The organism is uncultured Muriicola sp., from assembly GCF_947258935.1.
Lineage (GTDB): Bacteria > Bacteroidota > Bacteroidia > Flavobacteriales > Flavobacteriaceae > Muriicola.
The window spans coordinates 66,027-87,779 of the sequence record NZ_CAMYKH010000004.1 but is presented as its reverse complement, the minus strand read 5'-3'; the positions used below and the strand labels follow the sequence as shown (position 1 = coordinate 87,779).

At 42.3% G+C, this 21,753-nt stretch carries 17 protein-coding genes and 2 pseudogenes; 12 read left to right on the top strand and 7 right to left on the bottom strand.

Annotated elements, in window-relative coordinates:
• From Q0X72_RS01305 to Q0X72_RS01275, 7 genes and pseudogenes are all read left to right on the top strand, one after another.
• Positions 1-306 (top strand): annotated as a pseudogene (locus Q0X72_RS01305) (hypothetical protein); the annotation flags it as partial.
• Positions 299-781, top strand: coding sequence for a gliding motility lipoprotein GldH (locus Q0X72_RS01300; protein ID WP_297760893.1), 483 nt, complete (start codon positions 299-301; stop codon positions 779-781). The pseudogene Q0X72_RS01305 and the gene Q0X72_RS01300, both read left to right, overlap by 8 nt.
• A gap of 5 nt (positions 782-786) precedes the next feature.
• Positions 787-3,132 (top strand): transglycosylase domain-containing protein, encoded by a 2,346-nt coding sequence (locus Q0X72_RS01295; protein WP_297760891.1) that lies wholly within the window; start codon positions 787-789, stop codon positions 3,130-3,132.
• A 30-nt stretch (positions 3,133-3,162) separates the two neighbouring features.
• A complete protein-coding gene (locus tag Q0X72_RS01290; protein WP_297760888.1) occupies positions 3,163-3,864 on the top strand; it encodes a CoA transferase subunit A in 702 nt (233 codons plus the stop codon).
• On the top strand, positions 3,864-4,517 hold the full coding sequence (locus tag Q0X72_RS01285; protein ID WP_297760885.1) for a 3-oxoacid CoA-transferase subunit B: 654 nt from the start codon (positions 3,864-3,866) through the stop codon (positions 4,515-4,517). Before Q0X72_RS01290 ends, Q0X72_RS01285 begins: the two co-directional genes overlap by 1 nt.
• A gap of 327 nt (positions 4,518-4,844) precedes the next feature.
• A complete protein-coding gene (locus Q0X72_RS01280; protein ID WP_297760883.1) occupies positions 4,845-5,369 on the top strand; it encodes an N-acetyltransferase in 525 nt (174 codons plus the stop codon).
• A gap of 16 nt (positions 5,370-5,385) precedes the next feature.
• The gene (locus Q0X72_RS01275; RefSeq protein ID WP_297760880.1) at positions 5,386-6,537 is read left to right on the top strand and encodes a serine hydrolase; all 1,152 of its coding nucleotides are present in this window, start codon (positions 5,386-5,388) and stop codon (positions 6,535-6,537) included.
• Here Q0X72_RS01275 and Q0X72_RS01270 read toward each other — a convergent pair whose 3' ends face one another.
• From Q0X72_RS01270 to Q0X72_RS01250, 5 genes and pseudogenes are all read right to left on the bottom strand, one after another.
• The gene (locus tag Q0X72_RS01270) at positions 6,538-7,686 is read right to left on the bottom strand and encodes a methionine aminotransferase (protein WP_297760878.1); all 1,149 of its coding nucleotides are present in this window, start codon (positions 7,684-7,686) and stop codon (positions 6,538-6,540) included.
• Between the two features lie 111 nt (positions 7,687-7,797).
• A pseudogene (locus Q0X72_RS01265) lies at positions 7,798-8,533 on the bottom strand (succinate dehydrogenase/fumarate reductase iron-sulfur subunit).
• Between the two features lie 6 nt (positions 8,534-8,539).
• Positions 8,540-10,543, bottom strand: coding sequence for a fumarate reductase/succinate dehydrogenase flavoprotein subunit (locus tag Q0X72_RS01260; protein ID WP_297760875.1), 2,004 nt, complete (start codon positions 10,541-10,543; stop codon positions 8,540-8,542).
• A 3-nt stretch (positions 10,544-10,546) separates the two neighbouring features.
• Positions 10,547-11,215 carry a succinate dehydrogenase cytochrome b subunit gene (locus Q0X72_RS01255; protein WP_297760872.1) on the bottom strand — a complete coding sequence of 223 codons (669 nt, stop codon included), beginning with the start codon at positions 11,213-11,215 and terminating at the stop codon, positions 10,547-10,549.
• A 201-nt stretch (positions 11,216-11,416) separates the two neighbouring features.
• Positions 11,417-14,260, bottom strand: coding sequence for a glycosyl hydrolase (locus Q0X72_RS01250; RefSeq protein ID WP_297760869.1), 2,844 nt, complete (start codon positions 14,258-14,260; stop codon positions 11,417-11,419).
• A 108-nt stretch (positions 14,261-14,368) separates the two neighbouring features.
• Between Q0X72_RS01250 and Q0X72_RS01245 the strand changes: the two genes are divergently transcribed.
• Positions 14,369-15,664 carry an aminopeptidase P family protein gene (locus Q0X72_RS01245; protein WP_297760899.1) on the top strand — a complete coding sequence of 432 codons (1,296 nt, stop codon included), beginning with the start codon at positions 14,369-14,371 and terminating at the stop codon, positions 15,662-15,664.
• Between the two features lie 43 nt (positions 15,665-15,707).
• On the opposite strand, the gene brnQ is transcribed toward Q0X72_RS01245, so the two are convergent.
• Positions 15,708-17,003 carry a branched-chain amino acid transport system II carrier protein gene (gene brnQ / locus Q0X72_RS01240; RefSeq protein ID WP_297760866.1) on the bottom strand — a complete coding sequence of 432 codons (1,296 nt, stop codon included), beginning with the start codon at positions 17,001-17,003 and terminating at the stop codon, positions 15,708-15,710.
• A gap of 267 nt (positions 17,004-17,270) precedes the next feature.
• Between brnQ and Q0X72_RS01235 the strand changes: the two genes are divergently transcribed.
• Complete coding sequence (locus Q0X72_RS01235) at positions 17,271-17,489, top strand: hypothetical protein (protein ID WP_297760863.1); 219 nt, start codon at positions 17,271-17,273, stop codon at positions 17,487-17,489.
• 6 nt (positions 17,490-17,495) lie between these two features.
• Here the strand turns inward: Q0X72_RS01235 and thiL are convergent, their stop codons facing one another.
• Entirely contained in the window at positions 17,496-18,539 is a 1,044-nt protein-coding gene (gene thiL / locus Q0X72_RS01230; protein ID WP_297760860.1) for a thiamine-phosphate kinase, read from the bottom strand.
• Between the two features lie 77 nt (positions 18,540-18,616).
• On the opposite strand from thiL, the gene Q0X72_RS01225 reads away from it, so the two are divergent.
• The 3 genes from Q0X72_RS01225 to Q0X72_RS01215 all read left to right on the top strand — a co-directional run bounded on the left by Q0X72_RS01225 (position 18,617) and on the right by Q0X72_RS01215 (position 21,741).
• The gene (locus tag Q0X72_RS01225) at positions 18,617-19,897 is read left to right on the top strand and encodes a choice-of-anchor B family protein (protein WP_297760857.1); all 1,281 of its coding nucleotides are present in this window, start codon (positions 18,617-18,619) and stop codon (positions 19,895-19,897) included.
• A 7-nt stretch (positions 19,898-19,904) separates the two neighbouring features.
• Entirely contained in the window at positions 19,905-21,248 is a 1,344-nt protein-coding gene (locus tag Q0X72_RS01220; RefSeq protein ID WP_297760853.1) for a hypothetical protein, read from the top strand.
• 163 nt (positions 21,249-21,411) lie between these two features.
• Positions 21,412-21,741 carry an iron-sulfur cluster assembly accessory protein gene (locus Q0X72_RS01215; protein ID WP_297760850.1) on the top strand — a complete coding sequence of 110 codons (330 nt, stop codon included), beginning with the start codon at positions 21,412-21,414 and terminating at the stop codon, positions 21,739-21,741.
• Positions 21,742-21,753 lie beyond the last annotated feature (12 nt).

Below are 21,753 nucleotides of genomic sequence, written 5' to 3'. Positions count from 1 at the left end.
GCCTTTTGTCAAAAAACAGATATCTTCAAAGGACTCCTGTGGTTTTCATACAAAGAAGATCCGGCCCATTGGCATACCTTAACCAGGGAACAGGTAAAAGAGATCTTAGTAAAGAACAAACAAAAGGAAAAAGTGGCTAGCCTTGAAATGTATGCCGCAGATAATCTTGAGAAAGAACCTACCTTTTTGGAAAATACAGTAGGCCAGGATAGTCTTACTCGTTTTGATCGACCTAAGAACAATAATAGAAGAAAGAAAAATAAGAAAAGAAGAAAGCCCTATAAACCCTCTACTAAAAATGCCTAGATCTTATTTGTTGATTTTGGTCTGTGGCCTCCTATTTCTTGGTTGTGGGAAAGGCCCGGTATATTCCGAATTTCAGGCATTGGATGATGGCAGCTGGAAAAGGGATAATATTAAAGAATTCAAGATCTCCGATCTGGAGGTCAACCAGGACTATCAAATCTTTATTAATGTAAGGAATGACAACACCTATCCATTTAGTAACTTATTCCTGATCACTGAATTGGAATACCCGGATGGAGCAACATATATTGATACGCTCGAATACGTTATGGCCAATGCTGACGGGTCCTGGTTAGGCAAAGGATTTGGAAGTATAAAAGAAAATAGATTATGGTATAAGGAAAACATCAATTTTCCCGTTACAGGCGTATATACTGTACGCATTGAACATGCAATGCGAAAAAACGGCACTGTTGATGGGATTGTGGAATTACCCGGCATAACAGATGTTGGAGTGGAAATTGAAAAGAAATAATACCAATGGCACGCGCCCGAAAAAAACCTTCGAACACTTCATTTTACCCATTTATTAAATGGTTTTGGATCCTTTTTCTTACTGGCGTCCTATCCGTAATATTAGTATTTCTTTTAGCATCCTGGGGTGCCTTTGGGGAAATGCCCACCTTTGAAAGACTTGAGAATCCTAAAACAAATCTGGCTACTGAGATAGTCTCATCAGATGGTGCCACCCTCGGAAAATTTTACCTGGATGACAACCGAACCCCGGTAAATTATAAAGATTTACCCCAGAACTTGGTAGATGCTCTGGTTGCTACCGAAGATGCTCGTTACTATGATCATTCCGGGATCGATGGTATTGGATTTTTAAGGGCTGTTGCATTTTTAGGTCAACGCGGAGGTGCCAGTACCATTTCACAACAATTGGCCAGACAACTTTTTGTTGGAGTTCGTTCCAAGAGTCTGTTTCAGGCAGTTACACAGAAGATCAAAGAATGGGTAATCGCCACACGTTTGGAACGCAGCTATACCAAAGAAGAGATCATTGCCATGTATATGAACATCTATGATTTTGGCTATAATGCCGATGGTATACGATCTGCCTCCCGTATCTATTTTGGGAAGGAACCCAATAATCTAAAGATCGAAGAGTCGGCTGTTTTAGTTGGCATGCTCAAAAATTCTTCTCTTTACAATCCAATTCGACGCGAAAAGCTAGTGCTCGACCGTCGAAATACGGTGCTCTCTCAAATGGAGAAGTATGATTACATAAGTGAGCAGCAAAAAGACTCTCTTCAGAAGACAAAAATGGACATCAATTTTAGTCCGGAGTCGCATCGTGAGGGGTTGGCCACTTATTTTAGAATGTACCTGCAGCGATATCTGAATGACTGGATAAAGGAGAATCCGAAACCGGTAACTGAAGATGAGGACCGCGATACCTGGAACATTTATCTGGACGGATTAAAAGTCTATACCACCATAGATTCCAGAATGCAAAAGAATGCGGAAGATGCCGTTACTCTGCATATGAAGCGTCTACAGGCCGAATTTTTTCATCAGAATACCCCTGAGAGAAATCCAACAACCCCATTTACGGATCTGGAAAAAGAAGAGATAAACAGGATCATAGAACGCGCCATGAAGAATTCGGATCGGTGGAGGAAGATGAAAGCCGAGGATAAAACTGAAGAAGAGATCAGAGCTTCGTTTAAAGTTGAGACCGAGATGACGGTCTTTGACTGGAAGAGTGATACTCAGGAGAAGGACACAGTGATGACCCCACTCGACTCTATTCGATATTACAAGACATTTCTCAGATCGGCCATGATGTCTATGGAACCGCAAACCGGGCATGTAAAAGCATGGGTAGGCGGATTAAATTACAAGCATTTTCAATATGATAATGTAATTCAGGGTGCACGGCAGGCAGGATCAACCTTTAAGCCGTTTGTCTATGCCGCCGCAATAGATCAGTTACGAATGTCTCCTTGTGATCAACTGCCAGATAGTCAATACTGCATAGAAGCCGGGAAACACGGAAATCCGGAGCCCTGGTGTCCAAAAAATTCGGATGGAAGATACTCAGGCAATATGTTCACTCTTAAGCATGCCCTGGCAAATTCTATAAATACGGTAACGGCCCAGCTTATTGATATGGTAGGACCAAAACCTGTGGTGTCTATCGTGAAGAATCTGGGTCTTACGGGAGAAATTTTGGAAGTTCCCTCTATTGCCCTGGGGACTCCAGATTTTAACGTCTATGAAATGGTAGGTGCCTATGGTACCTTTGCCAATCAGGGGGTTTATGTTAAGCCTGTAATGGTAACCCGTATTGAAGATAAAAATGGAACTGTCTTGTATGAATATGTGCCGGAAACAAAAGATGTTTTGAGCAAGGAAGTGTCCTATGCCATGATCAACCTTTTGGAAGGAGTCACCGAGGGAGGTTCCGGAACGCGTTTAAGACATAATTCTTCAAAGGACCAAGATGTGTATAAGGAGATCATTACCGGATATCCTTATGGATTTACAAATCCTATTGCAGGAAAAACCGGGACTACTCAAAATCAAAGCGACGGTTGGTTTATGGGAATGGTTCCTAATTTGGTAACCGGTGTTTGGGTAGGAGGTGAAGACCGGGCTACCCACTTTAAAACGATCGCCTATGGGCAGGGAGCTTCAATGGCACTGCCAATTTGGGCTTTGTATATGCAAAAGAATTACGAAGACCCGGATCTGGGGGTATCAAAAGAAGAATTTATAGCCCCCGAAAATATGAGTATCAATTTGGATTGCTCCAAGACGGAAATAGCAGTTGAAAAGGAAAATGACCTGGATAATGATCTGGATGACCTTGACTTTTAATTCGATAAACCTAGAATATATAACATTCATATGATCCTAAAAAGAGTCAACAATGCTCAAGAAGCCCTGACAGGTGTTAAAGACGGAATGACCTTTATGCTGGGAGGATTTGGATTGTGCGGCATACCCGAGAATGCCATTGCAGAACTTGTACGACTAGGGATCAAGAACATTACCTGTATTAGCAATAATGCAGGGGTTGATGATTTTGGTCTTGGACTTCTGTTACAAAAACATCAGATAAAGAAAATGATCTCTTCCTATGTGGGTGAGAACGACGAGTTTGAACGACAAATGCTCAGTGGCGAACTAGACGTTGAATTAACACCCCAGGGAACCCTGGCGGAAAAATGTAAGGCAGCACAAGCTGGTTTCCCTGCGATATACACCCCGGCCGGTTATGGAACCGAAGTAGCAGAGGGGAAAGAAACCAGAGAATTCAACGGGAAAATGTACGTATTGGAATATGCTTACCAAGCGGAGTTTGCTTTTGTTAAAGCCTGGAAAGGAGATGAGGCAGGTAACCTCATCTTTAAAGGTACCGCACGTAATTTCAATCCTTGTATGTGTGGTGCCGCAAAGATTACTGTGGCCGAAGTGGAAGAGCTGGTTCCTGCAGGTCAATTAGATCCCAATGAGATCCATATACCCGGAATCTTTGTACAACGAATATTTCAAGGAACTCACTATGAAAAACGGATTGAACAACGAACTGTAAGACCCCGAAACTAATGCTCGATAAGACCGGTATAGCAAAAAGAATTGCCAAGGAGGTAAAGGATGGCTACTATGTGAATCTGGGGATTGGAATCCCAACCCTGGTTGCCAATTTTGTGCGTAGCGATATCAATGTTGAATTCCAAAGTGAGAACGGTGTTCTTGGAATGGGCCCCTTTCCTTTTGAAGGTGATGAGGACGCCGATATTATCAATGCAGGAAAACAAACAATTACTACCTTGCCAGGTGCCTCTTTTTTCGATTCTGCCCTGAGCTTTGCCATGATAAGAGGGAAGCATGTAGACCTAACTATATTGGGCGCCATGGAGGTGGCAGAAAATGGTGATATAGCCAATTGGAAAATTCCCGGGAAAATGGTAAAAGGAATGGGAGGTGCCATGGACCTTGTAGCCTCAGCAGAGAATATCATTGTGGCCATGATGCACACCAACAAGGCCGGAGAATCCAAATTATTAAAACGATGTACCCTTCCTTTAACAGGAGTGGGTTGTGTAAAAAAGATTGTTACAAATCTTGCGGTACTTGAGGTGGTCCCGGAAGGATTTAAATTATTGGAAAGAGCACCCGGAGTTTCCGTTGAGACTATTCAAAAAGCTACAGAAGGCAAGCTTCTGGTTGCTGATGACATTCCTGAAATGAACCTCTAACCAACTCATATTACAACATTTACCACTTTTTTGTAAAGTTTAACAACAATTATTAGTAGAAATAAGCGTTGTAGTCTTACTTTAGAGCACAAACGAAAATGGAAGCCCCCAAGTCTAATCTTAAACCTAACAGCAATGGACACGCAAACAAATCAGGCTTCTTCTGAAGAGAAGGTCCAAGTCTACCGAAATGATTTTTACAACGGTATTTTACAGCTAGCAAAAAAGCTATTTATGTTCTAATACCTTTTAAAATTGAATACTTAAGGAGTAAAGCCATTGGTTTTACTCCTTTTTTATTTTAGCTTCCCTATGAAGAACTAATTCATGGAACTTACATTACATCATTGTTCAATAGCGGACCTGGATCAACTTGTATTGATCTCCAGGAAAACCTTTATAGATGCCTTTGCCACACAAAACAATCCGGAAGATTTTGAACATTACTTGCATACTGCATTAACGAGAGAAACTTTAGCAAACGAATTAGACCATTCTCATACCTCATTTTATTTTGTAAAAAATTCGAAAGAAACAGTTGGCTACTTTAAGATTAATGATGCTATAGCGCAAACAGATATTTATGATGAGACATCCTTTGAATTGGAGCGTATTTATGTGCTTTCCGACTATCAAGGCCATGGAATAGGAGAATGGATGATTGAACAGGTTATTCATTTGGCTCAACAAGCAAATAAGGATTATATATGGCTGGGGGTATGGGAAGAGAATACATCAGCCATCAGGTTTTACGAGAAAAAAGGGTTTATTAAATTTGGGAAACACCCCTATTATATTGGGAAAGACAAACAAATGGATTGGCTCATGAAACTAGATTTAACTACCTTGTAATTCTCAATTACTACCCATGACAAAAGCACTACTTTTCCTCATCGCCATTAGCACAACGCTAAACACATTTTCACAAGACCCCCATTATTTTCCTGAAAGGAATGCTGATTGGACCACTAAGAATCCTGCAGAATACAATATCAATGAGGCGGCCCTACAAAAGGTTGTGACTTTTGCAATGAACAATGAGTATTCCGGATCTCGAGATCTGCGGATTGCGATCTTAAAGGGATTTGAACGAGAACCTTTCCATGAGATCATGGGACCTACCAAAAAACGAGGCGGCCCTGCTGGCCTGATCCTAAAAAACGGATATGTGATTGCCTCCTGGGGTGACACAAAACGGGTAGATATGACCTTTAGTGTTACTAAGAGTTTCCTTTCAACCGTTGCAGGTATTGCCGAAGACAGCGGTTTACTAAAAGACACTTCAGATAAGGTAGGCAACTATATTTGGGATGGTACTTTTGATGGGGCACATAATTCAAAGATCAGCTGGGAACATCTCTTGCAGCAAAATTCGGACTGGTCCGGCGAATTATGGGGCGGTAAGGATTGGGCAGACAGACCACCGCGGGAAGGAGGCCTGGACGATTGGAAATTCAGAAAATTAAATGAACCAGGCACCGTCATGGAATACAATGATGTACGGGTAAACTTACTCGCTTACAGCCTCACCCACGTATGGCGGAAATCCGTACCATCGGTCCTGAAAGAACATATTATGGATAAAATTGGGGCAAGCACTACCTGGCGATGGTTTGGATATGAAAATGCCTGGACAGAGGTGGATGGCATTGATGTTAAATCAGTAACCGGAGGTGGACATTCCGGAGGTGGAATTTTTATTAATACGGAAGACATGGCGCGTTTCGGATTGCTTTTTCTAAACAACGGCAAATGGAATGATGATCAGCTGATCAGTCAAAAGTGGATCGTGAAAGCTACTACTCCTTCTATTTCAAATCCCAATTACGGATACCTTTGGTGGCTTAATACAAAAGGGGACCGTCATTTGGAAGGATGGTCCGATAATCTTTACTACGCGGCCGGTTTTGGCGGGAATTTTATCGTTATTGATAAGGAGCACGAGCTTGTATTGGTCACCAGATGGTTAGAACCTAGTAAAATAGAGGACTTTATGACCTTGCTGTTGGAAGCCTTATGATCATATGTTATTAATGATCTCTGCCGCCTGCAATAAGGTGTCATCTTTTTTAGCAAAACAGAATCGCAACTGCTTTTGGTCTAGCTGATCTACACAAAATACTGATATTGGAATACTAGCAAGACCCTTTTCCTTGATCAAACGTGCAGCAAAGTCCACATCGCCTTCATCGGTTATTGCAGAATAATCGAGAAGCTGAAAATAAGTACCTCTGGTTGGGGTAAACTTAAATCGCGAAGGTGCAATAGCCTCTAAAAACAGATCGCGTTTACGCTGAAAGAATGCGGATAACCCCAAATAATTAGACTCATTCTGAAGATAGGAGACCAGGGCTTTTTGAACAGGATGATTCACTGCATATACATTGAATTCATGGACCTTTCTAAATTCTGCCATCAATGAGGCTGGTGCTGCACAATATCCCATTTTCCATCCCGTAACGTGAAAAGTTTTTCCAAAGGAAGCCATCACAAAACTCCGTTCTGCTAATTCCGGATATTTGGAAACACTTTCATGACTTCGGCCATCGAATACCATATGTTCATATACCTCATCGCTTAGCACTAAAATATCAGTATCACGTAAGCTATCGGTCAATTCTTTCATGTCCTCCGCCGAGAGAATACTCCCGGTTGGATTATGGGGCGTATTTATGATAACGAGTCGGGTTTTGTTCGTAATACTCGCTCTAAAAGCATCCCAGTCTATCTTAAAATCTTTTCCTTTCATCTGGATGAATACAGGAATGCCACCGTTGATCTCAATAGCAGGTTCATAACAATCATAGGCAGGTTTAAAAATGATCACCTCATCTCCTTTGTGTACTACTGCAGTAATAGCAGTAAATATTCCTTGAGTTGCCCCGGCTACCATAATGATCTCCTTATCCGGGGCATAACACTTCCCATAAAGTTGTTCAATTTTTGCACTGATAACTTCCCTAAGCGAATAGATACCTTCCATAGGTGCATACTGGTTGGCGCCCTGCTTCATTGCTTCAGAAACCAACTCAATAAGATGCGGATCTGTTTCAAAATTTGGAAAGCCCTGCGAGAGATTCAAAGCTTTGTGTTCTCTTGCCATTTTTCCAATGATGGTAAAAATGGAAGATTGGATATGCGGTAGTTTGGAAATCAAAGTTGAGATCAAAAGAGCCTGTTTTGGTGATCCCTTAAATGTAATAAAATTGTGAACGGATAGGACCATAAAAAACCCCTATCTTATATTGATAGGGGTTCCTAGATATCTTATTGTTGCCTTTTAACCCTTTATGGTGGCACTTAAATATTCACGATTCATCCGGGCAATGTTCTCCAGGGAGATCCCTTTTGGACATTCAACTTCACAAGCCCCGGTATTGGTGCAATTTCCAAAACCTTCAATATCCATCTGCCGCACCATATTTAGCACCCTGTCTGTGGCCTCAACCCTTCCCTGAGGAAGCAGGGCCCTTGGCAGAAGTAAATAACATAGCACTCGCATTTTTACAGGCAGCCACACATGCCCCGCAACCAATACAAGCGGCGGCGTAAAAGGAATCATCTGCATTCTCTTTTTCGATCGGAATAGTATTGGCATCTATGGTATGTCCGGAAGTATTCACGGAAATATAGCCCCCTGCCTGTTGAATCCTATCAAAGGCTGTACGGTCTATAATAAGATCCTTGATCACAGGAAATGCTTTGGCACGGAAAGGTTCTATGGTGATGGTATCTCCGTCATTAAAACTACGCATATGTAATTGACAGGCGGTGATCATTCTATCCGGGCCATGAGGACGGCCATTGATCTGAAGAGAGCAGGTTCCGCAGATCCCTTCCCTACAATCATGATCGAACTCTATAGGCTCTTCGCCTTTGGTGATAAGGTCTTCATTTAAAATGTCTAACATCTCCAAAAAGGACATATCTCCTTCTATCCCTTCCATGGTATAGTCTACCATCTTTCCTTTGGAGGCGGCATCTTTCTGACGCCATATCTTCAAATATATTTTCATAGCTATTTATTTGTAAGAACGTGTCTTTAATTCAATATATTCATAGGCCAGGTCTTCTTTGTGAAGCTTGGCATCTTTAGGCTCACCCTTGTATTCCCAGGCGGAAACGAATTTGAAATTTTCATCATCACGCAAGGCCTCACCTTCCGGTGTTTGATATTCTTCACGGAAATGTCCGCCGCATGATTCATTGCGCTCCAGGGCATCCATGGCAAATAATTCTCCAATTTCAAAAAAATCGGCAACGCGACCTGCTTTTTCCAATTCCTGATTTTTGGAGTTAGCCTCTCCGTTTATTTTTACATTCTCCCAGAAATCTTTGCGCAATGCTGCAATTTCTGTGATCGCCTTTTTTAGATCTTTCGCATTTCTGCTCATACCGCATTTGTCCCACATGATCTTACCTAGTTTTTTGTGGTAATAATCTACAGAATGAAGGCCTTTCCCAGACATCAATTTGTTGATCCTATCTGTTACATGCTTCTCCGCTTCATCAAACTCCGGACTATCCGTAGGGATCTTTCCGGTTCTGATATCATCGGCAAGGTAATCCCCGATAGTATAGGGAAGTACAAAATACCCATCTGCCAACCCTTGCATCAAAGCTGAAGCTCCCAGTCTGTTGGCTCCGTGGTCACTAAAGTTTGCTTCTCCTATAGAATAACATCCGGGAACAGTGGTCTGTAAGTTGTAATCAACCCATAGTCCGCCCATGGTATAATGCACGGCCGGGTAGATCATCATTGGGGTCTTATACGGATTTTGATCCACGATCTTTTCATACATCTGGAACAGGTTTCCGTATTTCGCTTCAATCACTTCTTCACCTAGTTGTCTTATAGTATCGGGATCCGGATCCTTGATACCGGATGTATAGGCTTTTTCAGTACCATATCGGTTGATGGCTGCAGCAAAATCGAGGTAGACCGCTTCACCAGTCTTATTTACACCAAAACCGGCATCGCAACGCTCTTTAGCTGCGCGAGAAGCCACATCCCTTGGGACCAGGTTTCCAAAAGCAGGATAGCGTCTTTCTAAATAATAATCTCTATCCTCTTCCTTGAGTTCCGTAGGCTTAAGTTTGCCTTCGCGAATGGCCTTGGCATCCTCTAATTTTTTAGGCACCCAGATACGTCCATCATTCCTCAATGATTCTGACATTAGGGTTAGCTTTGACTGGTGCTCCCCAGATACCGGGATACAGGTTGGATGGATCTGCGTGAAACATGGATTGGCAAAAAAGGCACCTCTTCGGTGTGTACGCCAGGCTGCCATTACGTTGGCCCCCATACAATAGGTGGAAAGGAAAAAGAGATTCCCATATCCTCCTGAAGCGATCACTACTGCATGTGCAGAATGCCTTTCAATTTCTCCTGTAACAAGGTTTCGCGCTATAATACCTCTGGCTTTCCCATTAACCTTAACAAGATCTAGCATTTCGTGACGGGTATAAGACTTAATCTTCCCGCGTTGTATTTGCCTGTTCATGGCCGAATAAGCTCCTAATAATAATTGTTGCCCGGTTTGTCCTTTGGCATAAAAGGTTCTTGACACCAATACCCCTCCAAAGGATCTGTTGTCTAACAGTCCGCCATACTCTCTGGCAAAGGGAACCCCTTGTGCTACACATTGATCAATGATATTCCCGGAAACTTCAGCCAGACGATATACATTTGCTTCTCTGGATCTGTAGTCTCCACCTTTGATGGTGTCATAGAAAAGTCGGTAGTCACTATCCCCGTCACCCTGATAATTCTTGGAAGCATTTACTCCTCCCTGAGCAGCAATAGAATGCGCCCTTCTTGGGGAATCCTGATAGCAAAATGTTTTTACGTTGTAGCCCAATTCTGCCAGCGTTGCGGCTGCAGAACCTCCGGCAAGTCCTGTACCAACCACGATGATGTCAATGTTCCGCTTGTTCGCCGGGTTTACAAGGTCAATGTCGTTCTTATGTTGTGTCCATTTATCGGCCAATGGCCCTTTTGGAACTTTAGATTCTAGAATGCCCATATCTTAATGTATTATTGGGTTGAAATGATGGTATAGTGCAATAAAAGCAAATCCCAATGGAATTGCTACGGCATAAACCTTGGTAAAATTTACAATTGCGGGAGTATATTTATTATTGAGTCCCATGGTTTGAAAGGAGGAAGCAAAGCCATGCCAAAGGTGAAGGGAAAGAAGCCCAAAAGAGATAACATAGAGTACGGTTCTCCAAATAGGAGCAAACTTCTCCACGGTCTCAGCATAGTAGCGAGTAGGATCTTCCGGATTTACCTCTACATACTTAAAGGCCATTTCATGCAACCAGAAATCGTAAAAGTGCAATCCTAAAAAGGCAAGGACCACTGCACCTGAATAGATCATATTCCTCGAAACCCAGGGAGCATTGGCACTTCCTTTGAACTGCACGTATTTTACCCCACGAGCTTTATTATTCTGGATCTCCAGAATAATTCCCATCACAAAATGGATGACCACACCGGCAATAAGTATGGGTTGCATAAGGAATTGAACTACCGGGTTGTATCCCATAAAATGGGAAAATTCATTAAAGGTCTCCGGCGAGATCACAGAAGTAAAGTTGATAGTAAAGTGCAATGCCAGGAAAAAGACCAAAAAAATACCAGAAAGGGCCATGACCACTTTTCTGGCTATTGAAGACTGTATGAGTTTACTCATTATCGTACAAATTTAAAGTCACAAATTTACGGCAGCAGCCCTTGAATTACAAACTTCCAGAGCATTACTTACGTGTTCTTTTAGTAATTTCAGGAATTGTTATTCTGTGTTTAAGAAAGGGGATGAAATGGCCCTTATTTTGCACCTTGGATTAAACAAAAATTTAAACCGACCGACCCCAATTTTATTTTATAAGCTCTTCTATTCAATTTTTATACGCAATTTCTCTTCTACACCATTCCCTTTCAACACAAATTCGTAAGAACCCTTGGGCAAATAGGTTTTTCCATTATCTGCGGTTTTTAATGCCATTTTATTCTTCTTTAGGAAGGCCGATTTTCCCTCTTTGGAAAAAGCCACATCATAGGAAAGAACATTATAACCTTTATCAGCCTCCAGATCAAAGGCACTTACCTCTATGCCGTCTAAGGTCTTTATTGCGGCTTTATACGGTCCTTTGTTTTTCGAGTAGAAAGCAATGTCTATACCAGGGGTATTGGGTTCAGACCATGAACTTCTTGCATTCCCCCAGCGACTGGAATGTTTGATAGCAGGTATTTCGAAGACCAATAGTCCCTTAGATAATATGTCCGGAGTAAGCTGCTGCAAATGCGCTATGTCTGCCTTATAGATACTTCTTCCGTGTGTCCCTACGACCAGGTGTTTAGCCTCCGGCTGAATTACCAGATCATGAATAGCCACATTGGGAATCCCATTTTGAAACAACTCCCAGGAAGCTCCCTGATCAAAGCTTGCGTAAAGTCCGTTGTCCGTACCCACAAATAAGAGTTGATCGTTGACAGGATCTTCCAGAATAACATTTACAGAAGAGACAGGAAGATTAGCCGCTATGTTGGTCCAGCTCTGCCCCATGTCCTCGCTTTTATAAACGTAAGGCGCAAAATCGTCCCAGCGATAGCCATTTAAACTGGCATATACTCGTTCTTTTTTGTGTTTTGAGGCGGCTACCCTGCTCACCCACAGTTCCTGAGGTAATTTATCAGAGATCTTTTTCCAGCTACCACCTCCATCACTACTTAGGTGAATAAGGCCATCATCACTTCCTGCATACAGCAGGCCGAATTTAAAAGGGGATTCAGATATAGAAGTAAGGGTGCCATAAGCCACATTCCCTTCTTTTCCTCCCTGGGTGAGATCTTCAGAAATGGCCTCCCAATCATCGCCCTGATTTAGGGAACGATGTAATTTATTACTCCCAAAGTAAAGGATGTCCTGATTATGGGAAGATAGCAAAATGGGAGTCTGCCAATTAAAACGATAGGGTTTTTCTCCTAGTTCATGTTTGGGTTGAATGTAGTCCCTTTTTTCATTACCAAGATCTATCCTAAAATAATTTCCGAATTGGAAACCGGTATATACAATAGAAGAATTTCTATTATCTATTTGTACTTGCATGCCATCGCCACCCATGATCGACTTCCACGGGTAGTGCCCCGAAGAGTGCCATCTGCTATTTTCCTGTGCATTATGCGGCCCCATCCATACGCCGTTATCCTGCAAACCGCCATACACGTTATAGGGTTTTTCATGATCTATATTGATGGCGTAGAACTGGCCTACCTCAGGAGAATTATTCTTGATCCAATGGGCTCCATCATCATACGAAATGTTTACACCCCCGTCATTCCCATTGATAAGGTGTCCGGGTTTCACAGGATTCACCCAAAGTGCATGATGATCCGCATGCACATTATCCCCATCTATGGCCTTGTAGGTCTTCCCTCCATTATCAGAGGCTATCAACGGTACTCCGGCCAGATATATCTTCTCGGGGTTATTTCTGTCTACCCTTATCTGGGCAAAGTAATACCCATAACTGTAAAAAAGGTCATCTATATAATCTTCATTCTGTTTCTTCCAGGTTTTTCCTGCATCCTTACTTCGGTATACTTCGGCACCAATCACGGGTGTGTCGAACAAAAGGGAATTGGCATTTTCCAGATAAGCCGCCAGGTCCATCGGCTTAACAGCCCCAGCTCGCACCATTTCCTTTACATTCTTTGCCTTGTATTTTTCCTGAAAATTATTGTCCTTCAGAAATTCATCTAATTGTACATCCTTCAGATTTAGAAAAGCCTCTACAGACATGGTCTTAAAATCTTCTTTGGTTAATCCCTCTTTTTCATCTTTATCAGATTTAGTCCTTCTAAACTGATTGTCGTGCACTACATATACAATATCATTATCATAAACTGCCAGGCCAATTCGGCCAACTCCCTCGCCTGTAGGAAATCCGCTATTTGATCCTGAAATTAGTTTCCAGCTATTCCCGGCATCCGTGCTTTTGTAGATCCCGGAACCGGAACCATTTCCTTCAAAATTCCAGGCTTTTCTATCCTTATCCCAGGCTGCTGCATATTGAATGCTAAAATCATTGGGCGAGACTGCAAGATCAATAATACCTGTCTCTTCATTTATAAACAGCGTTTTTTTCCAGGTCTTCCCTCCATCGGTAGTTTTATAAACGCCACGTTCGGCATTGGGGGAATATAAATGCCCGGTAACCCCAACTACCACTTCATTTACATTTCCGGGATTGATGACGATTCTTCCAATATGATGCGAATCTGTAAGCCCCATATGTTGCCAGGTGGCACCTTTGTCAGTCGACTTTAACATCCCGATCCCGGCATAAGAAGAGCGCGAACTATTATTTTCGCCGGTACCCACCCAGATTGTTCCGGTTTTCCAATGTACGGCAATGTCGCCTACATTTTGGGTGGCAGTTCCATCTAAAATAGGAGTAAAGGAGGTGCCGTTGTTTTTGGTATGCCACAAACCACCTGAAGCATAACCTACATAAAATTCTGTTGGGTCATCCGGGTTTACCGCAATATTTACAACACGACCACTCATTACACTAGGGCCAATATTTTTAAAAGGAATGTTCTTTACCAGAGAAGAGCTGCTCATGCTCTCCTTCATCTCAATTCCTTCCATGACCTTGGTTGCGGAAGAAGCTGTTGGCTGTGCTTTTAGAATAAGTACGCTCAGGAAGAAAAGCAGGGATATTTTGAATTTCATGATAGGGTATTTAATTTTTTGGAAGGTATGAATTTGGCAGACTTATGGCAAGTACCTTATAAAAGATATGCGAGTAAATAGTTACTTTTGGGTAAACACAAGATCCAAATGAAATACGATCCTATTGACGCCTCCCTTTTTATGATAAACCGTAAAAAGTTTATGGCGCAGATGAAGCCCAAGAGCATTGCTGTTTTTAATTCCAATGACATCTATCCTATAAGTGCGGATAGCACCATGCCATTTCAGCAGCATAGGGATATTTTATATTTGAGTGGGGTAGACCAGGAAGAGTCTATTTTATTGCTTTTCCCGGATGCTATCAATAAAGAACATCGAGAAGTGTTGTTTGTAAGGGAGACCAATGATCATATTGCGGTTTGGGAAGGTGAAAAACTATCCAAAGAACAGGGAACCAAAGTGTCAGGGATAAAGAACGTTCAATGGCTCAGCAACTTTGACAAGGTATTCTTTGATCTGATGACGGAAGCAGAAACTGTTTATTTCAACACGAATGAACACTACCGGCAGTCCGTGGAAACCCAAACAAGGGAAGACCGGTTTATCCTAAAGTGCAAGGAGCAATTCCCTGCCCATAGCTGGGCTAGGAGCAACCCAATTTTACAACAAATTCGTGGGGTAAAAGAACCTCAGGAAATAGCCCTTATGCAACAGGCCTGTAATATCACAGAAAAGGGGTTTAGAAGGATCTTACAATTTACAAAACCCGGTGTTTGGGAATACGAGATAGAAGCAGAGTTCCTGCACGAATTTATCCGCAACCGCTCTAAAGGGTTTGCCTACACGCCTATTGTTGCCTCAGGCAATAATGCCAATGTATTACATTATGTAGTAAACAATCAAAAGTGTAAGGCAGGCGATCTAATCCTATTGGATGTAGGGGCAGAATACGCCAATTACTCGAGCGATATGACGAGGACCATTCCGGTTAGTGGAACCTTTACCAAGAGACAACGTGAGGTTTATGATGCCGTTTTACGAGTGAAAAATGAAGCCACCAAAATGTTAGTGCCCGGCACCTTATGGGCAGAATACCATAAGGAAGTAGGAAAGATCATGACCTCAGAGCTCCTCGGATTAGGGTTGCTAGACAAATCAGATGTAAAAAATGAGAACAAGGAATGGCCGGCATATAAGAAATACTTCATGCATGGCACAAGCCATCATATTGGGTTAGACACGCATGACTACGGTCCCTTAAAAACCCCTATGAAAGCCAATATGGTCTTCACGGTGGAGCCTGGCATTTATATTCCCCAAGAAAAATTCGGAGTTCGTCTTGAAGACGATGTAGTGGTACAGGCAAAAGGAGCCCCGTTGAATCTTATGAAAAACATCCCGATTGAAGCAGAGGAGATTGAAGAAATAATGCTGGGAAAATAAACCTCGACTTTCTTTCCAAATATCAAATTGCAATTATTGCAATTTACACGCTATTTTTTGTTCCTTTTGCGCTCTTGTACTTTAGAAGGTTGGCAACAAGAAGAGTAAACATAGCTGGAACGATCCATCCCATTTGGACCGAGCTTAAAGGGATGTATTGATTAAGAGATTCCATATTCTCGGCAAGGCCTAAACTAGATAGAAAGTCGGGTACGCTAAAAAGAATGGTGGCGATCACCACTGCCTGAAACACCTTAGCAGTTGTCCATTTATCCGGCAATACATTAAGGAGGATGAGTACTATGGTAATGGGGTAAATAAACATCAGGGCAGGGAGTGCAACATTTATAATATATCCAACGTTTAGCTGACCCATTAAAACTCCCAAAATACAGCCCACAATGACAGTAATGATGTAGGCTTTTTGAGAGTCTGCGAATCTGCTTTTCACAAAATCCCCTGTGCCGGCAACTATCCCAACGGCCGTCGTAAAACAGGCCAGGCTCACTAGAATTCCAAAGATAAACTTCCCGGTATTCCCCAAAGTAATAAGGCTCATTTGCTGCAAAAGGTCGGTCCTGGAAATATCGTCTTCAAAATGGGTATGCATTAAAGCGGCGGAAAGTATTAGACCGGCATAGACGAGAAAGAGAGCCAGTCCTGCCATCCACCCGGCATTTGTAATCAATTTCTTTTTATGAGCGTAGTCCTTCCCGGTATTTTTTAGATTGATAGAGACTATAATAACCCCACCTACTACTACGGCCCCAATGGCATCAAAGGTCTGATAGCCTTCTATGACGGCATAACTCAGTGGATTAGCAATAGCAGCTGCACCAAAAGTGAAGGGTTCAACATAGATGATTATTCCAATAATAGCCACAAGGATCAGTAAGATAGCAGGGGTCATGAGCTTGCCAATAATGTTCAGAATTTTAGATCTGTTAAGGGCAAAAACAAGGACCAAAACAAAGTAGACAAAACTGCTTAACAAGGGGGCACTATTGAACAGTGGTGCAATGGCCATTTCGTGGGTTACCGAAGCCGTCCTGGGAGAAGGCAAGCTAATGGAAATAACATAGACCAAAATACAGTACACCAAACTAAAGGTGGGGGATACCTTTTTGGCAAAATCGAACATAGTGCCTTGCAACCTGCCATGGGCCCTGATACCCAGAATGGGGATCAATACTGCCGAAAGGGCAAACCCCAGGGCAACCAACCACCAGTCCGGACCTGCTCTAAAACCCAACTGAGGAGGCAAGATGAGGTTCCCGGCTCCAAAAAAAAGGGAGAATAAGGCAAAAGAAGTGATCCAAAGTTCTTTGGTTTTGAACATCCTGCTAATTAAGTGTCGAAAGATAGAAGAAATAGAAGAAAATGAAAGAACAGGCAAATGGAAATTAAAGGCCTTTTTTTGGTGAAAAGAAGACGTTCATCGAAAAAATGATAAATATAACGGGAGTAACTCAATAAAAGTTCTGTAGAGTACGTTCCATTCTTAAGGTGTTCAATGAACGCTTTTTAGATTGCTCAACACTAATTATAACCATATGCAAAACTGAGGTTCCCCAACTTTATTTTGCAGCCCTAATGACCTACTTACATGAAAAAGATATTTTGCAATATTTTTGGCCACCACTATTCCGTGTCTAAAAAAGTAACCCAGCACATTAAAGAGTACAAATGCGTTCACTGCGGTAAAGAAGTTACCACGGATGTGAGCGGTAATTTAGCTGTTTTGACGCCTGAGTTACAGGATATTAATCATACCCTGGAGATCATTTACCAAAAAAGACATGCTGGAGAACAGCAAGTAGCATAAGTACACCTAGCCGAAGGAATTCCATCCCTGGGCTTTTAGTGGTATACTGGTATTATTCCTGGAAATTAAGTGTGCGCCCTGATCTGCTTCTGTCAAATGCCCCACGACAGTAAGATTGGGGTTGCCCTTTATTTTTGGGAATTCTTTTTGTTCTATAGTGAACAGTAATTCATAATCTTCCCCTCCACTCAGCGCTACCGTGGTACTGTCTAAATTAAATTCTTCACAGGCCGAAATAACCGTTGGATCTAATGGGATCTTTTCCTCATACAGCATACAACCAACCTTACTTTTAGAACAGAGGTGCAAGATCTCAGAAGATAGTCCGTCGCTAATATCTATCATAGAAGTAGGATTCACTTCCAGTTCTTTTAGCAGGGTAATAATATCTTTTCGCGCCTCGGGTTTTAGTTGCCGTTCTACGATATAACTGTAGGGTGCCAGATCTGGTTGATTGTTTGGATTCACTTTAAAAACCTCTTTCTCTCGCTGTAGCACCTGTAGCCCCATATAAGCCCCGCCCAGATCACCACTTACTACCAAAAGGTCATTGGGCTTACCGCCACTTCTGTATACTTCTTTTCCTTTTTCAACCTCACCAACCGCTGTTATGGACAAATACAGGCCTTTTTCTGAAGAGGTAGTGTCTCCCCCTACAAGGTCTACCTTGTAAAGGTCGCATGCCAATTGTATTCCGGCGTATAATTCTTCCAGGGCTTCCAGTGGAAAACGGTTAGATACGGCGATAGAGACAAGTACTTGCGTAGCAGTTCCATTCATGGCATAAATATCGCTGAGGTTTACTACTACAGCCTTGTACCCAAGGTGTTTGAGGGGCATATAGCTGAGGTCGAAATGTATCCCTTCTATTAGCTGATCAGTTGAGATCAACACTTTTTTATCCTTGAATTGGAGTACGGCGGCATCATCGCCTATGCCTTTGACGGTAGAGGGTTGTGTAATCTTAAATTGATCCGTTAAATGGTCAATAAGACCAAATTCACCCAGCTTTTCCAGGCTTGTTTTATTAGCATCTTTCTCTTCGAACATCCCGCAAAAGTAAGGAGGATATTGAATTAATCGTATCTTTACTTTGAAAAACTATAAGGTCCCAAACCTCTAATGCTATGAAAAAGTCTTTATATTTTCTCTTCATATTGGTATTGTTTTTTGCATGTGCTAAAAATGATGATGCCAATATTATAAATGATGATGGCAATATTGATCCCGTAGAGATGGATCCTATTGTGGATCCGCCAATTGATAATCCCGGTGGATCTGAAAGTAATTTTGTTCCGTGTGAAAATGGATTTGCAGGGGTATACCCATGTGATGGTTACGACCTATTGGGCAGGATCTCGCTCAATGATCTCAATGCTTCTGCGGCCAATGATATTTGGGGATGGACAGATGTTGCTTCTAACCGTGAATTTGCGCTAATAGGGTTAAATAACGGAACTGCTTTTGTAGAGATCACGGATACAGAAGAGCTTATATATCTAGGTAAACTACCCACGGCCACAGTATCTAGCTCCTGGAGAGATATCAAGGTCTATCAGGACTATGCCTATATTGGTTCTGAGGCTGCTGACCATGGGATGCAAGTCTTTGATCTTAAGAATTTGCTCAACGTTACCGGTGCTCCCACAACCTTTTTGGCAGACAACCGTTATACCGGATTTGGCAATTCACACAATATTGTGATCAATGAAACAACGGGCTTTGCCTATGCCGTAGGAACAGCAAGGAGTGACATATATAATGGCGGGGTGCATTTTATGGACATCCAAGATCCGTTAAATCCCATGGCAGCCGGCGGCTACGGTGATTCGGGCTATACCCATGATGCCCAGGTGGTTTCATACAGCGGACCAGATGCTGATTATGCCGGGGCGGAGATCTATATTGGAGCCAATGAAAATCAGGTAATTATCGTAGACATTACAGATAAACAAAACCCCACGAACATTACCGGGATACAGTATGGAAATTTAGGCTATACCCATCAGGGATGGTTCACCGAGGATCAGCGCTATTTTATTTTGGGAGATGAATTGGATGAGATTAATTTTGGATTTAATTCAAGAACACTGGTGTTCGACATGTTAGATCTGGATAATCCTGTTTTACATACAACCTATTTGGGAACTACTTCGGCCATTGACCACAATGTATATGTAAAAGGAAACGATTTCTTTCTGGCGAATTATACTGCGGGTGTGCGCGTTATGGACATTTCCGATATCGCAAATGGGAACATTATGGAAACAGGTTTTTTCGACAGCTTTCCTTCCAACAACAGCGCTTCATTTAACGGTGTTTGGAGTGTCTATCCCTTTTTTGAAAGCGGGAAGATCGTACTAAGTGATATTAATTCGGGGCTTTTTATTGTTCAGAAATCTAATTGATCTGTCCATGAAACTACCTATTGCTGTACTGCTCATTTTGATTCTGATCTCCTGTACCAGGGATTCAGGGACTTTGGTCCTTGTGGAAAACACTATCTCTTTTAAAGGAGAAGTTGCCTGGATGCATTCCTTTGGAGGATCCGGGGATGATACCCCACGCTCGGTTATTGAAACTTCAGACGGTGGCTTTGCCATCTTTGGTTTTACTGATAGTACTGATGGAGACCTTGCACCTAAGACCAACAATGTCAATGATTACTGGTTAATAAAAACAGATGCTGAAGGCACACTGCTTTGGTCCAGGACCTATGGAGGCAGCAAAGATGATAGAGGTCAGGCTGTTATCCAAACCTCAGATGGTGGTTATGCCATCACGGGATATGCCATGAGTGATGATGGAGATGGCAGTAATAATGAAGGCTTCCATGACAATTGGGTTCTAAAATTAGATAGTCAGGGTACAATTGAATGGGAACAAAGCTTTGGTTTTTCGGGGCACGATCATTCGTACGATATTGTTGAAAGTAAAGATGGTGGACTTTTCTTTACCGGTTTTCTGGATATTACTTCTGCCAAGGCCGATGGGTACACAGATAAATCCTATTCCCTTACCAGGCATGGAGTGGGAGAATTTTGGGGTATCAAGCTCAATGCCCAGGGGACATTAGAATGGCGAAAATATTTTGGAGGAACCAATAATGACCGCGCCCATGCGGTAGTCACCGCCCATGACCAGGGGTATGTGATGGCCGGTTTTTCCGAAAGTGATGACTTTGATATTTCTGACGCAAGAGGATCCTATGATTTTTGGGTGGTAAAGATCGGGGATGAGGGTGATCTAGTATGGGAACATTCCTATGGGGGAACAGGCATAGATATAGCCCAGGATATTGCCAAAACCGAAGACGGGGGTTATATCATCACCGGCAGTACTATCAGTACAGATGGTGATATTAGTGCTTCCCATGGAGAATCGGATGTTTGGGTGATCAAGATCGATGCTCAAGGGGCCTTGCTTTGGGAACACACCTATGGCGGCGCAGCTTTTGATGCAGCTGAAAGTATACGTACTACACTAGACGGAGGCTATATTATTTCGGGCAATTCTAAAAGCAATGATCAGGATCTTAGTGCTAATGCAGGAGAAAATGATTTGTGGCTCCTCAAGATCGATGCTCAGGGGTCCATCTTATGGCAAAAGACCCTAGGCGGAACAGACCTAGAATTTGGGTTCGATGCTATTGAAACCAGTGATAGCGGTCTAGTACTCGTAGGGGAAAGTAAAAGCACGGACTTCAATGCTTTTGAAAATAAAGGAGGCACAGACCTTATCCTTATAAAAATTGAATAGAAAGGGACTGCCCTTCTAAATAAATCGACTTTCCTTCTAGTTTTCCTTGATCTGGGGCATAGAAATATCTGATCCTCACATATGTTATTATAATGTTAGCATCTATTTGTATACCCCAGTTTTAATGTATATTTGTAACCTATTTAGAATAAATCCAATTAAGATGATCAAAGTTTCAGAAACAGCTAAAAAGAGGGTATCTAGCCTGATGGCTGACGAAGGCTATGATGTTAGCAAAGATTACGTGCGTGTAGGCGTGAAGAGTGGTGGTTGCAGCGGATTGTCTTATGAACTGAATTTCGACAATCTTATCAACGAGACAGATAAGGTCTTTGAAGACAACGACGTGCGCATTATAGTAGACAAAAAGAGTTTTCTTTATTTGGTAGGAACTACCCTGGAATATTCCGGAGGTCTTAACGGCAAGGGATTTGTATTTAATAACCCCAATGCACAGCGCACCTGCGGGTGTGGAGAAAGTTTCTCTTTATAAATCACAGAAATC

What these genes read in the sequence shown, in the direction of transcription:
- Q0X72_RS01300 (WP_297760893.1), top strand. Translation starts at nt 299, where the DNA reads ATGCCTAGATCTTATTTGTTGATTTTGGTCTGTGGCCTCCTATTTCTT.
- Q0X72_RS01295 (WP_297760891.1), top strand. Translation starts at nt 787, where the DNA reads ATGGCACGCGCCCGAAAAAAACCTTCGAACACTTCATTTTACCCATTT.
- Q0X72_RS01290 (WP_297760888.1), top strand. Translation starts at nt 3,163, where the DNA reads ATGATCCTAAAAAGAGTCAACAATGCTCAAGAAGCCCTGACAGGTGTT.
- Q0X72_RS01285 (WP_297760885.1), top strand. Translation starts at nt 3,864, where the DNA reads ATGCTCGATAAGACCGGTATAGCAAAAAGAATTGCCAAGGAGGTAAAG.
- Q0X72_RS01280 (WP_297760883.1), top strand. Translation starts at nt 4,845, where the DNA reads ATGGAACTTACATTACATCATTGTTCAATAGCGGACCTGGATCAACTT.
- Q0X72_RS01275 (WP_297760880.1), top strand. Translation starts at nt 5,386, where the DNA reads ATGACAAAAGCACTACTTTTCCTCATCGCCATTAGCACAACGCTAAAC.
- Q0X72_RS01260 (WP_297760875.1), bottom strand. Translation starts at nt 10,543, where the DNA reads ATGGGCATTCTAGAATCTAAAGTTCCAAAAGGGCCATTGGCCGATAAA.
- Q0X72_RS01255 (WP_297760872.1), bottom strand. Translation starts at nt 11,215, where the DNA reads ATGAGTAAACTCATACAGTCTTCAATAGCCAGAAAAGTGGTCATGGCC.
- Q0X72_RS01250 (WP_297760869.1), bottom strand. Translation starts at nt 14,260, where the DNA reads ATGAAATTCAAAATATCCCTGCTTTTCTTCCTGAGCGTACTTATTCTA.
- Q0X72_RS01245 (WP_297760899.1), top strand. Translation starts at nt 14,369, where the DNA reads ATGAAATACGATCCTATTGACGCCTCCCTTTTTATGATAAACCGTAAA.
- brnQ (WP_297760866.1), bottom strand. Translation starts at nt 17,003, where the DNA reads ATGTTCAAAACCAAAGAACTTTGGATCACTTCTTTTGCCTTATTCTCC.
- Q0X72_RS01235 (WP_297760863.1), top strand. Translation starts at nt 17,271, where the DNA reads ATGAAAAAGATATTTTGCAATATTTTTGGCCACCACTATTCCGTGTCT.
- thiL (WP_297760860.1), bottom strand. Translation starts at nt 18,539, where the DNA reads ATGTTCGAAGAGAAAGATGCTAATAAAACAAGCCTGGAAAAGCTGGGT.
- Q0X72_RS01225 (WP_297760857.1), top strand. Translation starts at nt 18,617, where the DNA reads ATGAAAAAGTCTTTATATTTTCTCTTCATATTGGTATTGTTTTTTGCA.
- Q0X72_RS01220 (WP_297760853.1), top strand. Translation starts at nt 19,905, where the DNA reads ATGAAACTACCTATTGCTGTACTGCTCATTTTGATTCTGATCTCCTGT.
- Q0X72_RS01215 (WP_297760850.1), top strand. Translation starts at nt 21,412, where the DNA reads ATGATCAAAGTTTCAGAAACAGCTAAAAAGAGGGTATCTAGCCTGATG.